The 14693-nt window shown below is 49.6% G+C and carries 21 protein-coding genes; all 21 read right to left on the bottom strand.

Translation table 11 applies throughout. The features are described 5' to 3' along the window. Positions 1–162 precede the first annotated feature (162 nt). Complete coding sequence (locus OXG87_12640; protein ID MCY3870400.1) at positions 163–1656, bottom strand: hypothetical protein; 1494 nt, start codon at positions 1654–1656, stop codon at positions 163–165. Between the two features lie 19 nt (positions 1657–1675). Beyond that, on the bottom strand, positions 1676–2182 hold the full coding sequence (locus OXG87_12635; protein ID MCY3870399.1) for a pyridoxamine 5'-phosphate oxidase family protein: 507 nt from the start codon (positions 2180–2182) through the stop codon (positions 1676–1678). Between the two features lie 19 nt (positions 2183–2201). Further along, complete coding sequence (locus OXG87_12630) at positions 2202–2456, bottom strand: hypothetical protein (GenBank protein MCY3870398.1); 255 nt, start codon at positions 2454–2456, stop codon at positions 2202–2204. A 5-nt stretch (positions 2457–2461) separates the two neighbouring features. After that, the gene (locus tag OXG87_12625; GenBank protein ID MCY3870397.1) at positions 2462–2674 is read right to left on the bottom strand and encodes a hypothetical protein; all 213 of its coding nucleotides are present in this window, start codon (positions 2672–2674) and stop codon (positions 2462–2464) included. Further along, a complete protein-coding gene (locus OXG87_12620; GenBank protein ID MCY3870396.1) occupies positions 2671–3246 on the bottom strand; it encodes a methyltransferase domain-containing protein in 576 nt (191 codons plus the stop codon). Before OXG87_12620 ends, OXG87_12625 begins: the two co-directional genes overlap by 4 nt. Positions 3247–3339: 93 nt before the next feature. After that, a complete protein-coding gene (locus OXG87_12615) occupies positions 3340–4074 on the bottom strand; it encodes a GNAT family N-acetyltransferase (protein MCY3870395.1) in 735 nt (244 codons plus the stop codon). Positions 4075–4093: 19 nt separating this feature from the next. After that, positions 4094–4942, bottom strand: a complete 849-nt coding sequence (locus OXG87_12610) for a metallophosphoesterase family protein (protein ID MCY3870394.1) — start codon at positions 4940–4942, stop codon at positions 4094–4096. A gap of 60 nt (positions 4943–5002) precedes the next feature. Then, entirely contained in the window at positions 5003–5473 is a 471-nt protein-coding gene (locus tag OXG87_12605) for an HIT family protein (GenBank protein ID MCY3870393.1), read from the bottom strand. Between the two features lie 39 nt (positions 5474–5512). Next, the gene (locus OXG87_12600) at positions 5513–6247 is read right to left on the bottom strand and encodes a hypothetical protein (GenBank protein ID MCY3870392.1); all 735 of its coding nucleotides are present in this window, start codon (positions 6245–6247) and stop codon (positions 5513–5515) included. Between the two features lie 43 nt (positions 6248–6290). Beyond that, the gene (locus OXG87_12595; GenBank protein MCY3870391.1) at positions 6291–7655 is read right to left on the bottom strand and encodes a hypothetical protein; all 1365 of its coding nucleotides are present in this window, start codon (positions 7653–7655) and stop codon (positions 6291–6293) included. 71 nt (positions 7656–7726) lie between these two features. Continuing rightward, a complete protein-coding gene (locus OXG87_12590; GenBank protein ID MCY3870390.1) occupies positions 7727–8578 on the bottom strand; it encodes a phytanoyl-CoA dioxygenase family protein in 852 nt (283 codons plus the stop codon). Further along, positions 8575–8961 carry a VOC family protein gene (locus tag OXG87_12585; GenBank protein MCY3870389.1) on the bottom strand — a complete coding sequence of 129 codons (387 nt, stop codon included), beginning with the start codon at positions 8959–8961 and terminating at the stop codon, positions 8575–8577. The genes OXG87_12590 and OXG87_12585 overlap by 4 nt, the downstream gene beginning before the upstream one ends. 108 nt (positions 8962–9069) lie before the next feature. Next, positions 9070–9534 (bottom strand): GNAT family N-acetyltransferase, encoded by a 465-nt coding sequence (locus OXG87_12580; protein ID MCY3870388.1) that lies wholly within the window; start codon positions 9532–9534, stop codon positions 9070–9072. Positions 9535–9571: 37 nt separating this feature from the next. Beyond that, a complete protein-coding gene (locus tag OXG87_12575) occupies positions 9572–9916 on the bottom strand; it encodes a type II toxin-antitoxin system PemK/MazF family toxin (protein ID MCY3870387.1) in 345 nt (114 codons plus the stop codon). Next, on the bottom strand, positions 9917–10165 hold the full coding sequence (locus tag OXG87_12570; GenBank protein MCY3870386.1) for a transcriptional regulator/antitoxin, MazE: 249 nt from the start codon (positions 10163–10165) through the stop codon (positions 9917–9919). A 101-nt stretch (positions 10166–10266) separates the two neighbouring features. After that, entirely contained in the window at positions 10267–10725 is a 459-nt protein-coding gene (locus tag OXG87_12565; protein MCY3870385.1) for a GNAT family N-acetyltransferase, read from the bottom strand. Positions 10726–10758: 33 nt separating this feature from the next. Beyond that, positions 10759–11574, bottom strand: coding sequence for an aminoglycoside 3-N-acetyltransferase (aac(3), locus tag OXG87_12560; GenBank protein ID MCY3870384.1), 816 nt, complete (start codon positions 11572–11574; stop codon positions 10759–10761). A 37-nt stretch (positions 11575–11611) separates the two neighbouring features. Then, positions 11612–12883 (bottom strand): FAD-dependent oxidoreductase, encoded by a 1272-nt coding sequence (locus tag OXG87_12555; protein MCY3870383.1) that lies wholly within the window; start codon positions 12881–12883, stop codon positions 11612–11614. A 20-nt stretch (positions 12884–12903) separates the two neighbouring features. Further along, complete coding sequence (locus tag OXG87_12550; protein MCY3870382.1) at positions 12904–13503, bottom strand: helix-turn-helix domain-containing protein; 600 nt, start codon at positions 13501–13503, stop codon at positions 12904–12906. 65 nt (positions 13504–13568) lie between these two features. After that, positions 13569–14195 carry an amino acid transporter gene (locus tag OXG87_12545; protein ID MCY3870381.1) on the bottom strand — a complete coding sequence of 209 codons (627 nt, stop codon included), beginning with the start codon at positions 14193–14195 and terminating at the stop codon, positions 13569–13571. 79 nt (positions 14196–14274) lie between these two features. Then, positions 14275–14693: GNAT family N-acetyltransferase (locus OXG87_12540; protein ID MCY3870380.1), on the bottom strand; the 419-nt coding region annotated here is incomplete at its 5' end.

Here is a 14693-nt window from a genome sequence, read left to right as displayed (position 1 = left end):
CCTTGAGCAATGTGCCACCATGCTAAGCATGTTCCGTGATGATTTTACACGGAAGCAACCCCCCATAAATTCTATGCGCTTCGCCATGCGACCCAACGCTAAAGCTCTCTGCGAGCGGGTTTTACGCGCAGTTTCTGATAATCAATTTAAGTTCCTCTTTCCTCAGCCCTCTTCGATGACGGCGGTGTGGGCAGTCATCGTTTCTCTGGGCGAAAGTCGCGGCCTCAGGCCGCTGGCAGTCGTCAGACCCCGAAGCCTTACTTGCCGGCAGGGGGTGTATGGGAAAGGACGATCCTCAGATGCGGAGGCCTGTTCGACCCCATCGTGAAAGTTGTCCGGGTCGGTGAAGAAGTACATGCCCTGATAATTCTCTGGCGTATTGGAATCATCTACGAATAGTCCGTCGATAATGACTTCTTCAGGCATAGAGCAGGGATATCCGAAATCGTGCGTGCCGTCGTTGGAAACATTGATCATGTGAGGCTGACAAATGTCTCCACAGGCCGGAATCCATCGGCAGTTGCGGATATTGAGCGGTCCCTCCCAGGTGCTGCCATAGTCGCGCCGAAAGGAGACCAGGCTACTGCCGTACAACGTAGAATCCTCGACTGTTAGCTGGCCTCGGCCGATCGCGTTCAGCCCCATATGCCCCAGGGAGCAGCGACGGATGACGTAGGTGCCCGAAACGCCCATGTGCGTGTCCATCCTGGAGAGATGGCAGTCCTCGAGCAGGATGTCCTTGCAGAAGTTGGATCCGATTACGCCCCAGCGCGTGCGGTCGGTGATGTGGTTCATCCGACATCCAATCATTGTGAATCCCACGACGTTGTTCGCATTGTAGTCGTAGGTGCCCATGCTGACCGGCTTACCCGCCGCGCCGATGGTTGAGTAGATTTTGTGCCCGGTGGCGAAGCAGTTGCGCAGCGTGATGTGGGCACACTGTTGCACGCTGATGAATCCGGAATAGGGACAGCCCACGGCTGTCTCGCCGACGACATAGTGGGTCAGACCCGCGACTTCTGTATTCGAGCGGGAGATTACAATATTCCGATTCCAGTAGTTGTAACCATTTGGATGGTGCTCGCGGTTGGCAAATGTGGTAAAGACGCCGCCGCGCAGGTAGAGCGTTTGCTCGTCAATCGGTCGCGCTTCCACCCGGGTGATCTGATCGTATTCCCAGTCGATGTCCGCCTCCACCGAGCCGTCTCGACGCAGGACGAAGCAGTCGTGCTGGGGAACACCGTCGTTCTGGTTTAGCCCCCGCCGGATATACAGCCTCTTGTGTGCGTTTTCCACGAGGACGTGACAGTCGCGCTCTGGTCGCGCCTCCACCTGTCTCTGGTCTCTCGTGAGCCGATCGATCTGCAGTTCCTCTGGTTCCAACAGCGAGCGTACTTCAAAGAGATGCGCTTTGTGGTCTTCAACCTGTGTGTCGTCAACCGTGAAACGGGAGGTGTTCCAGTCGGTATCGGTTGCGATTATGGCGGTCAGTGCCTGGCCGCCGAGATGGTACGTCGCATCCGGCTTTGTCCTGACACTCAGGCCGTGCGCATTGGCGTAGGCGTGTGCCTCGCAGACCGCCGGCATGTCATCCGTGACGCCGTCGCCCTTTGCACCGAAAGCCTCGTAGTCTATCAGGCCTTCTTTAAAATCCATGGATGTCTCCTTTTAAATGCTATCTCGGTCCCTTGTATTTTCGTCCGCGATCAGCCACACGACGTTCTCTGACCAGCGCCATGATTGGGACACCATAGCCGCAACTCGTTTGCGTTTTTTCAATGTTCACTTCGATCACTTGCCGAGGTTTCTTCAATTCTTGAGCAGGCGTTTCGAGCATCTGGCGTGCGAGAGGTGAGTCGTCAAGCTCAACGATCCGTGCATGTCCATAGAGTCGGACGATTCCCGCGTCACCTTCCTCAAAGGAGCACACCATGATCGTGATTGGTCCTCCAGAGACCGCATGACGCGCTGTCTCGTTCCCACTACCGGGATAGTCGAGGTAAGCAACGCGATTTGGCGTGAGAATATGCAAGGGCGTTCCTCCCTTTGGCGACAAATTTAAAGCACCTGTCCCATCGGAGCCGTTTTCCAAATTTGGATCGGCTGTGGCCACAAAGAATAGGGGAGCGTTCTTGATTAGCGCAGCTTGCTCATCTGTTATAGAAGTATATTGCGTTGCCATTTCGGGTATGTCTCCTTTTTTATACAGGCTGCGACATAGCTTCAGTTTCAATTTCCGCTCGCGCTACCTTGTAACCTGCCGATTTTACATTTGTGATGGCTGAACAAATAGCTGCTTCCAAGGAATCTCCCTCTCGATGAAAATCAATCGAAAATACACCATTACATATCCCTGGTGTTCCATCGTCACAACCGGCCTCGAACAATTCGTCTGCAATTTCTTCTGTTAGTTCGAATTGTCCTTTGAGAATTAAGGTAAATTTGTATTTGACCATTATATTTATTTGAGAAGTTGTGGCCGCCCAGCCCTGTGTGCTACAATGGCCTTATCGGCCAACCTCTCCAGTAAATCCTCGGACTCGGGGCGGCTAAATAACTCAGCCCATCGCTGATCCGATTCAAGTTCGGCCAGCAGGAAACGCGCAAATTTATCTTGTTCCTCTTGCGAGAGTTTGGTGGCTTTCTCGAAAGCCTTTTGAAGAAGTAGGGTCATTTTTTCCTTCCTATGAAAACTACCACTTTATACTCAATCCCGATATCTACTTCGCTACCTGGTTTGCGCCCATTGAGTGTCCAATAAAATGACAGAAGCTCCTGGGCTTCCTCTATGGAGTCAAACTTAAAACTGGTCTCCAAAATATGACTCTCAAAACCTCTCTTGTGCCACCAGGATGAATCACTGGAAATATCGCGCTCAAAAAGACCGCAGAATTCGTCATCTCCTGCACTATCTACAATGCAGATCGGACCTTGAGGCTTGATTACTCTGATCAATTCCTCTAATCCCTCTTTTCCATATCCTATAGCAGGGAAAAAATACGCCCATGTAGCATAGGCTCCCTCAAAAGAGTTCGATCGGAAAGGAAGCTCCTGTGCAATACCTCTGACCCAGGGAAGGGATTGATTCCGATCAATCATATTATTGGATGGCTCATAGGGTATAACCTTTCTATTATTTCTGGTTAGCGAAGCTGCCGTATATCCATTTCCCGCTCCAATGTCAATCGCCAGGCCAGAAGGCAAGATTTTATCGAGGTACTCAATGACGACGCCATCTTTATCCATACAGCGCCGTTCAATCTCAAATAGATGGCGATTTTCCGATCCATAGAATGGTATAATTTTGCTTTTATTCATTTAAAGTTTCAATTGACATGCTCACACGTCATGTATAATCCACACATTGGGTTCTTCGTGATAGCCAAAGTTGTTTTCTCGGTCAATTGAGACGAGTGCCAGTGCTCCTGGAACGACGTATTCTCCCGATGTTGGGAAGGACATGTCCGTCCATTTCTCCCAATCATCGACTGTACCTCGGACAGACATTGATTTCGGTGCCGCTTGTGCAATCCGACCTCCAATCTTCCAATGTATTCGAATCCATGGATCAAAGGGCTGCCCATCCTCTCGTTTCCACGCTATATAGTCCTCAATTGCCGTGAGCGGATATCTATCCTTAAACGTTGGTCGCACCGGCGCGATAAGGAATGAGAATCCATGGCAGTCGGCAATGTGCTTCATGGCCAGCAAAATTTCTCGGCTGTACCCTTGTCCCTGGCAATCCGGTCTGATATCGACTCCCAACGCGCAGAGGGTTGTAGGATTCTGTGTTCCTTCTCTCAAGCCCAATTCCAGTGCTGATGTCCAGCCTTCAGGTAAATCTTCATCATGGCCGGTCCACGGGATGGGGATTGCGATACTATAGGCAGCCAGTCGATCCTCAGGTTCGCAATAATATAGTTGAAACTGGGGAAACTTTGTGAGCAACTGAGCTGTTATCTCCTTGGGCCCCTCGGCATGAAAGATGAACTCGGGCCAGTTCGTACGGGAATCCCATGTCTGCTCTCGCAGATCGGGGTGCTCGGTATGCGAATACACTGTCAACTTTTTCACAGTATTTTTGTAATTCCTTCTAATTGATTCTACGCCGAGAGGGTCTATTCATAGCGTCAGCCAGCAATTGGAATCCCCCGTCGCGTTTATAGATGCTTAGCCAATCTCCGCTCACAAATTCAAAATCGCCGGTCTCTGTATCGAGCGCACCAATACATCCTTCGTTGATAACCTGCAATGTTGGGTCTCTGGGGTTGCTCACTATGCTGGCAATCTGAATGCACTCCGTCTCGTACACTTTTCTTGGGGCGACTGGATGGTGAAAGTGTCCAAATACATGGTAGCGAGGTTTCGATGTTCTCAGATATTCGAGCAAATTCTGAGGCCCTTCGGCGAGGTTATCAGCATCGGCACCAACTCCAAATCCTCCTTCGTGTGAAACGAGAATATCTATACTCTTTGGATGGTTGTGTTGAAGAGTCTCGGGGTCTCCTCCTTCACAAAAGCCAATCACTTCTTGTTCAACCTTAAGTGCAAAGCCGTCCGGTACACACTCGAAGAGACCATGCGGATCAAGTGGAATAGGTACAGAAGATTTTGTCTCTGTAGCATTTCGAATAGCAGAGAATTCGTCGTGATTGCCTGCTACCACAAGGATCGAAGATGTCAATTGTGCCCGTGTATCGCGTGCGAGTTGTGCATCTGGCCCTTCTGCCAGGATGAGGCTACACAAATCGTACACAGCCGGATCCCACTGGGAGAATCTATCGTAGGGAATCTCACCACTCTGCGGTAGTGGCATAACCCCCAGATCACCAACCTGAACGACAAGGTCAAACCTCTTCTTTCGCATTGACTGCCAGGTCAGGAGAATGGCAAGGGCATGGCATGCGCGTCCGTGTATATCGCCTATGAAACCTATAATCAATTTAAGTTCCTTCTACCAAATAGTCCCTTCCGTAGAATGGTATGATTTTGTTTTTATTCATCAACGTTCAGTAGATAGTAAATCGTCTCTAATGCTTGCGCAAATCTCATTCATTTGATCTTCACTTACTCTTTTTTCTGGAGGGACTCCCAAATAGCCAAATACTTGAGCGCTTCGTCGGTTGGCTGGTTGATTAGCCATTCGAGGCACAATATGGAAATGAACATGCGGATGATCCTCGTGTTCGGCAAATTGAATCACGTATGTTTTCACGCATCCGATTATACTTTTAAGGGACGAGGAAACACGGCGAATCAGTGGGCCTAATTCAGCGGCTTCTTGCTCAGTAAGCTCATCAAGAGATTCGATGTGTCGTTTCAGAACCAACACCAACCATCCAGGCAAAGCAGTGTTATATGCATGCGCCACGTCCCAGTATTCGGTCTGGTAAATGCAGTCCCAAAGTGGTGCCTTACCCAGTCTTCTTTGCGCTGTTAATTCGCACGTTTTGCAGGTACCATTATCTCTCATTTTTCCAGTGTTTTTATACTTCCCTCTAATTGATGGGGCCTATGCTGAGAGATTTACTTCCTCAGCTACAAGATCCGTTATGTCATCAAGTAGTCTTTCGAGGGAATCGAGATCGCGAAGTTGAATGTTTCCAAGGACATATTCGTGAACTTTTCGAAGAGCTTCGCGATAGTACTCTCCGTGCTCGGTCTCCAGAAATGTCGGGATTAGTTCCCGTTTGTTTAGAATGAAGTCATCCGTGCGATCCCAAATGAACAGTCTGATCTCTATCAGTATTCTGTTTACAGTTGCAACAATTGTACGCTCCCGATCTGGCTCCTTCAGCCCCCTCAACCATGTATAGAATACTTTTGCATATGCCCGAAAATCATCGCGAGAAGGTGTAGGAATGTCCGATAGATCATATTCTCCCCAGAGCGGCTTGCCTTGCTGAAGAAGCCTGTATATCTCGGGAACAAGCTCTTTCTCGGGATCATACGGGGGTTGCAGATCCTGTTCCCGCAGAACAATGCCGCCAAAACCCTTTGGAATACCATATTGCGACTGGTAGGAGGCTCTCATTTCTTTAAGACTCGCGCGAAACTCATCAGATATGGAATTACGCGCAACAATCACAGTGTCGATGTCGCTCCAACCGGGACGATACTGTTTTGCTGCGAGGGAGCCGATCATGAAGATTCCAAGGATGTAACGGTTAACGTCCTGGCTCGTTGCCTCTGTCGCAAATTCCCGGGCAATTTCCCAGGCACGGGCTTCAGAAATTGGTTTGTTCACGTCTTCACATCCCTCACAGGTGCAACTGCTTGAGCGAGATAACTCAGAGTTTGTGTGTAGCAATCTCGTACATTTCGTTTGTGCAGGTCTTGAGTACTTTCAGGAGTTCGGGATATGGTTCGCCGTAGCCGGTGAGCAATCCAGAATGCTGGCGGTCCTGTTTTTGGGGGACCAGATTGGAGGCGTCGATCAGACCGCAATAATGCCAGCCAATAAATTCTGGACGCGCAAAGGCATTCCGAAAGAACTCATCGGTCCATTCGGCTCGCTGTTCGATATTGTCGGCTACGGGACCGTAGGGCCGCGGCATGGTGTCTATGATCATCGTGAAAGCAGAGTCGCCATTGATCAGCGGCTTGTTGGCGATCCTGTACCAGCGATCTAATCCGGGTTTTTGCACTTCGTATCGCGCATACATTTGATAGAATACGATGTCGGTAAATTGGCTTGTAATGGGCAATAGGGTATCCAGCGCGTCTGTATTGGCATTGATTTTGTCGCCGACGAACAGATGATTTGGGTCGTATCGGCGGATCGCATCCCGCGTTGTCTGGTAGTATTTTGCGACGACTTTTTGGAGGAATTCAATATTGTCTCGGGTTTCGTTTCCATTGGAAAGATCGGTGTGTGGCCGCCAGCCCTCGGCTGTTTGGAGCGCGTCAAACGAATCGAATTGCGTGTCATAAGTGGCGTTGAAATCGCCGATTTGCCCGCGATAGATATCGCGCATGGTCTGAACATAAGCCTTTTTGCCCGGTGCATCGGCACCCAAATTGCGCAGCCGTCGCGGCCAGCCGATTCGAGCTTCCCGTCGTGCGCCGCCGATCACGTCGGGGCGTTCTCGGCAATCTTCTTCTGTAAACAGCGGGCAGTCGGTCATGGCATAACCGAGCAGGAAGGGATCATCTTTTGCAGGTGCTGCAAATTCTCTTGCAAGGCGATCACAATGCGCTGAGAATGCTTCTGAAAAGACATCCAAAAAATTGCTGTCGGGTATTTCTGCCTGCCAATGTGGGATATCGACAAAGTGAATCGACTGCATATAGGGGATAGATGGTTGCGGGCGATTGACGGCTGACAACTCGGTGTGTACGCCTACTGTGTTGAAGCCGTATTGACGGCACGTTTGCAGGAACCAGGTTTTGAGGGCAGGTGTGAATTCGCGGCTGTCCAGATTGTCTATGCCCAACCGCTTTTTCCAGGCTTCGCGATTGTAGTCCTGTTTCCACAGATGGGGATGGAGGTGGTTTATTCCGAAGCTCAGAAACGCATTCCCCTCGGGCGTTACAAGCCACCATCTTTCGTCTTTTTCTATGCGAAAAAAGCCAGTTGCCTCAAATTTCTTGCCCGTCCAGCCGCCGTATTGATCGCGTTCGGCGGTGTTCTGATGCGATTTATGTTTTTGCATTTGGATGTTCTTGAATAGGGTATCTGTGGGTGGTTTAATTGCTCAAAGTATTTGACATTGTACGCGGTATATTACTCGGCGGGTATAACGTCTCGCGTGACTTCCTGAACTTTACCGGGGTGGGTTTGTCCTCTTACCCACATGATGGGCTGGCCTTTGCCAGCGTTTTCCGGATTCATCCATTCTGCTTGCGCACTTAAGTAGTGCGATACATAGCTGCGTCTAAATCGCTGGCTGTGGTTATTTGTGCTTTTGTGCAGCAGGTGGGAGTGGAACCAGATGACCGCTCCAGGGGGCGCTTCCACAGGAATGCCATCCTCATCGCGAGCATTGCGCGCGAGTTTGAATTCGTTTTGCTGTGATCCTTCGATATCGTCGTGTTCAGAGATTGCCTGTTTGTGACTGCCGGGGATTACGTAGAGGCAGCCGTTTTCGCGATCGGCGGGGTCAATTGCCGTCCAGGTGCCGACGGTCGTTGCTGTTCTGAACCGCCTGCCAAAGTAAAATTTGTCCTGATGCCAGGGGAATCCCAATCCGATTTTTGGGGCTTTCCAGATGAAGAGGTTGTTGATGCCCAGAATGTCTGGGCCGAGTATGTCGAGGAGTGGGTCTGTCAGGCGTGGGTCGCGCACGCGGGCGAGGAATTCCGGGATGTAGCAACTGGGGTGGTGGATTTTGTGCATAGCGTAGATACCCGATTGCTTGTGTTTGCCGTCCCGGACGAGGGCATTGCGGTCGATATGAGCCATTGGCATTTTTCGTTTTCCCGCGACAATATCTTCGGCGACCTGTCGCAGGTCGTCGTTTTCTTCATGTGAAAAGACGTTTTCGCGCACAAAATATCCATTGTGTTCCCAGTGCTGAATTTCGTCAAGTGTCATTCGATTGGCATTTATTTGGGATGGTGTTGATGGGTTTTTCATATACGATCTCCTGAGTTTAAAGAGATATCGGGAGCCTCACGCGCGCCGATCCAGACCTGATTGCCATCGGGATCGCGAACTCGAAATTCTGTCATTCCATAGAAGGTTACGCGGGTAGGATCGGGTTCGAAACCAGCGGCGATCACGCGGTCTCTTAATGTTTCAATATCGGACGTATAGTAGTAAACGACGGTTGAGGCGTTCGATTCCGTGCGAATCGAACGGTCTATCATCACCTGGCAACCGTGTTCACCTTCCAGCAGGGCATGGCCCCACTCGTCTTTACGCTGGATGACCTGGAGACCCAGGCCTTGCGAGTAGAAGGTTATGGCTTGATCCAAATCGGTTATTGGAACCATTGCGGTGATGCGATGTATGCTCACTGTTTTTTTCCCCTAATGATTGATCGGAAAGGGAGATAGATCTCTGGGGAATGAATCCAGATCGACCACCGATCTGTTTGGACGGTAAAATCTGTGAACTAACGCGTTTTATTGAAGCACCGGGTCTGTAGGTGCTGGCAGTTTTTTCATCTGAACATGTGTAGAATCTTCATCGACGATTGAAAATCCCAGTCTCTGGTAGAAGGCGATGCCGCGGATGTTGATCTTTAATACTTGCAGATTCACAGCTTTCCCCGAAACATCGGCATCAGCGAGAATGCGTGTCAGGCACGCTGACCCAATCCCTCTACCCTGATACTCTGGATGGATAAAGAGCTGATAGACCTTGAGAGAATCAGAAGTACAGGATGTGGAGAAGAAGCCAATATCGTTTCCCTGAAATTGGATAATGCGAAAATCCTGGGTATCAAATCGCTTATTGTGTAATCCCCTCTGATGTGTATCGTCCCAACCCTCGACCTGCTCTACATATTCGCGGAATGCGGCCTTCTTTACGGCAAAGACAAAGTCACTGTCAACTGCATCTGCCTTGCGAATGCTCAACTCTTCCATAGAGAGACCTTTTGTTGCCCTATTTGTTCAAGCACTCTCAAGTAGGATCATATATGCAGGCATCCAGAATACTCAACACCTCATTAAGCACAGACTGAGGTGCTTTAGATACACGCTTTATCTTCCGACTGTTGTAATCAATTGATTTAATCTGCTCTACCATGATATACCCACTAATGGCCTGTCCTTTGGGGATCGCAACATGAAGGGGAATATCTCTAAAGGTGTTGGTGATTGGGCACACCATAGCAAGTCCTGTATGCCTGTTAAACAGTGTATTACTGATTACCAAAGCGGGACGACGGCCTCTTTGCTCATGTCCGGCCTGTGGATCAAAAGTCAAAATGACGAAATCACCTTTTTGGGGAATATATTCTGGCATTTACCACACTTCTTTCCCTATAGGCTTTCCCCAATCCAACTCTTCGACTTGATAATTTTGGGGCATTTTGGAAACCAGTTCACGCAAATCGTATTTTCCCCGCACTTTCGTCACAGGTTCAACAATGATTTGTCCCTTTTTAACAGAGATATTGACTTGATCCCCAATATTGATATGGGCTTCCTCCAGAATAGCTTTAGAAAATCGGAGTCCCTGACTATTGCCCCATTTTTGAACTTTAGTCACCATCGCCTATCTCCTTGAAATCAACAGTTCCATAATGTATATCCGAAGTATATCCAAACGACAGTTATATTGCAAGGGATTTTATAAAGATTGAGTGCACCGCCTTATTCAGTCCCAATCGGTTTTACCATTTCAAGATACCAGGGAGCAAATCCACAGTCTCGATAGAATGCCAGGATGTCATCGAAACGCTTCGCTGCCGAGTAGAGCCGCATGTGACTGAATCCAGCGGCTTTTGCTTTTGATTGGACAGTTTTGACCAGTTGCTGGCCTATTCCACTGTGGCGGGATTGTGGACGCACATACAGTTCAATGATTTCGAGAATACGACTATCTTCGGGGAATACACATTCGCCTCGATATGGTCGTTCCTCACAGTAGATGAACCCAACAGGCTCACAGCCATCTATCGCCAAAAAGAGCCAATCCAGGTCACGGTCGTTCCACACTTCCTCCGAATCGGGTCCATAGCCCCATATTGCGCCTTCGGAGGTCAGGTCTTCCTGCATTGAAAGGACGGCGGCTACATCCGCCTTGTTTGCCTTACGGATTGTAATAGTCATTTTAATTCAGTCCAATACTGGCAATTTCTCTATCTAACCAAACCGCTCCTCTAACCATGTAACGGCAAAATCGGTCAGATCCTTAGCGTCGAACAAATAAGAGTCTGCGGCTCCAACTCGTCCCGTTGCATAGCTTGCCCGGGTCATATATTCCTCTACAATGGAAAGAAAATAGTCGCCATTGGGGGGCCAATCGAGAATGCCACCAGAAGTGTCAAATTGCTCAAATTCTATCCATTCGCACTTGCCATCACGCAAGATGGGCCACCGATAGCGCTCAGTTTTCTTGTTGGGCACGTCAGCAATATGCTCTGCGTAATGTAGAATCGTCAGGCTATCAAAGAGTGGTCCAAGCAGTAGTATTCGCCCCCTGACTTTGCACAATTTTGCGAGAGGGGAGCCTGCACCATAACCAAATTGGAGGGGATGATCCGATGTGATCCACTCCGCTTTTGCGCCAACTGCCGCCATTCTTGCTTCGGGATGGTTGCTGCAATACGCGCCGGGCCATGTTCGGAGGTGCTCGGTGAGGATGCTCCACTTGCGGAAGGCGCGTGTCCGTTTAGGATCAAACGGTGGGCATTCTGCCAGGTACGCTTTTTGCCAGTCCTCTGGCCAATCTTCAATTTCGTTCAGAGGCTCCTCGCATTTTATGTACATCATCAAGGTGCCCGAAGGTCCAATCACGTCCAAAATTGCCTGGATCACCATATCAGGTCCGCCAACGATCCAGCCGACTGCCTTGACAGAAGCGTGCAGCATCAGGGTATCGCCTGGGGCAAGTCCCAGTTTTGATAAGTCAGATACCAGTCTGCTTCGTGTAATTATCGGCAAATCTATTTTCGCCATTGCGATCTCCTTTTTAGATCAGGTTTATCATAATCCTCTATTTATCTAAACCAGGTACAACTGCGCCATGTGACAAAAGCAATTCGCGCAGATCGGAAATAGGGACTTCTCGAGGTGTGGTTTCCAGACGCACAGATAATGCAGCGGCAGCACCCACAGCCTGTCCCATGGCCATAGATGACGCCTGTACTCGTAAAGCGGAATTCGCCAACCGGTCACTGCTCACGCTGCGACCAGCGACCAGCAAATTGCGACTCTCTTTGGGGATAAGCGCGCGAAGAGGGACGGTGGGAACGATTCCTTTGGATAGCGGTCTGGGTTTGATGCCATCGCGGTCGTGGAGATCGATGGGGTAAAAAGAATAGGATACGGCGTCATCAAAAAGCCGTCCGCTCGTGTAATCTTCATGGGTTATTTGCACATCGCCAACAATGCGATAGGTCTCACGCACGGCTGTTTCTGCCTGAGCTTTCAAAACACATGCGTTTTCGCACCCTGGTAGAGAACGCACAAAACGCAGAATCCGCAATAGCGCCTGTCGCCCTGCTATGTTGGTTTTTGTATGCCTGTCAGAGGTTGATGCATCAGCACCAAATACATGCTGGGCATTTCCGCCTTTTCGAAGATAACTGATAAATCGCACCTGTGGATTCATTACATCGCCGTGCTGCAAACGGCCATCTTTAATGGCAGCAGAAAAATGCGCCTGAATGACCTCCTCATCCAGTGATTCGACATTATAACCCCCGAGTTCAAAAATCAACGTGCCGGGTTGGGTTTCTTGTTCGCGCAAACGCGGAAAACCGATCTGCCCGACAATATTTGCGCCACCAGTACAATCAATTAACTGTTTGGCCCATATAGTGCGGCGCATGTTTTTGCCTGTGGTTTCTACTGTCCAGCCCGTGTCCGTTTCTGAAACCCGAGCCGGTATTTCGTAGAAATGTAATTTCACCCCTGCTTGCGTACAGGCTTCTTCGACGAGTGCGGCATATACTGGACCGTTGATGCGAATTTGGTGCATCCAATGGCGCTCGGGAGGTACTGAAAAATCTGGCAATTTTCTACTGTCAAGTGCCACAGCTTTTGTAACGAGTTCCCACCCAATACCCGCAATAATCTGTTTTCCCCAGGCGTGAAAAAGGCCCGGAAACGAAACCCCACCCGTTGTGGTTACACCACCGAGTTGGCTGCCGGATTCAATCAGGGCTGTGCGAAGTCCCGTGCGCCCAGCTTGTACCGCAGCAATGGTGCCCGCTGTACCACCGCCAATGACCAGAACATCTACATTTTCTTTCATGTGCTCCATATTGACAATCTCCCTGTGCTTTACTCCTCAGTTTCAGTGTCGCCAAGAGGATGAAGATCAATCGGTGTGAGAATTCCGTAAAATCCGTATTTGATACCTGAGCGGTCTCCTTTTCCGGGCGGAAAGTATTCTTCTATAAGTGCCAATAATCGACGACCAAATTCTGATGCCTGTTCTTCAGATAGCCGCGCGCGGTTGTGATTGACGGATGTCTGGAATGTCGAACCGTACAGGCCCTCGGCAGCTTCGCGAAATGCTTGATTGAACTGGTTGACAACATTGGTTGGCATGGCCTCTGCAACCTGATTGTTCTCCAGGAGGTCCTCTCGAACGCGAATCTTGTCCGCTGCTGGTGAACAATGCCATTCATTGAGGTCATTTTCATCTTTATTTAAATGTACGACACCTGTTTCTGCCAGCTTTTTCAAGTGATACAGCACCCGGGCATCGGTAATTTCCAATGTCTGCGAAATTTCTGCAACCGACTTTCCGTCTCCAAGGATTTCGAGGATGAGCCAACGCAGTGGATCGACAAGTATGTTCGCACGGTCATCCTCAATAACGATTACTGTCTCCTTTAAGGCGGTGGTCGGAAATGTCAATTCGCACCATGTACTCATTTAGACTCTCCAGTCATATAATTGAGGGATTTCTCCTTGAGGGTAGAAAACGCGCACGAAATGGCTTAGATTTGATTCAGGTCTTTCATTCTTTGACTCAGCTTTGATATCCACTCGTGTCCAGGATAGCATCGCTCCAAACATCGTCTTAGCCACGTAGCTTCTTCGTAATTGAGGTGCGGCAGAGTATTCTTGAAGTCGGCGTTATTCCGATCAATCTGTAGGTTGTTCGCTTTATAGAGAAGCTGAATCTGCGGAGAGAGGTAAGGTATTCCGGATTTGGTTATCCGCCCGAGGGAGGAAATTGGTCCGGTGATCTTCGGTTCACGCCGGAAAACCCACGAATCCCCGTCTGTTTCCATAAGCATCAATTGGATCGCCCAGGGGGATTCCGGCGTGCGGCGTCCCCAAATGTCATTAATGGGTGGATCCAGGAATTCGTCTTTGGACCATGTCGTAAACTCTGGCGATCTCCTGTCGCTTAGATCCCAATTAGAAAGGTGTTCCTGGAATATGAGTTGATCGTCTCTAAGGATCAGAACGTCCAGGTCCCCATGAGGGCGTGTCTGATGACCGATAAAGAGATCAATGGCCCAACCTCCAGAAATCCACCACGGTACGGATAGCCCAGAGAATAGCTCCTGTGCTTCCATGGGGGAGAGCGGATCCCAAACATGAGCGGTTTCTTCCAAGTGGCTTCTCCTTGTATGCTACGCCAGAACTAAATTTTGCAGAAATCTTATCGCGCGTCTTCTGATTATTAAGGCTTGTTCAATTTTTGATCGGAATCACGTAGGTCCTGCGGGAGACCTCTTGAAAGCCAAGTTTCGCTGCAACTCGCAATGAGGCAAAGTTGTTCTCTCCCGTGCTCCAGATGGGAACGCGTCCTTGTTCTTGAAGCCGATTCGATACTATCGAGGCGGCGGCGCTACACAGGCCTCTTTTGCGCCAGAGTTCAAGGGTGCCAACGCCAATCTCACCATGAAGATCAGTGACGCCGCTTGTATGAGCTATGGACACCAATTGACCCGCATCAATAGCGCCTGCCACAATTCCCTCTGAGAGCATTGTTTCCATATCCTCGTAGCCCCCACCCTGTATTTCGATAGGTGCGGAGGCAATTAAGTTTCGGTCCTGCGTAGTCAATTCGCGTACATGGTCATGGGTGAACAGTCGAACTGGCCTCGTCA

The sequence above is a fragment of the Gemmatimonadota bacterium genome (genome assembly GCA_026706845.1).
Classification (GTDB): Bacteria; Latescibacterota; UBA2968; order UBA2968; family UBA2968; genus VXRD01.
Note: the sequence above shows the minus strand (reverse complement) of the source record. Positions and strands in the feature narration are given on the sequence as shown.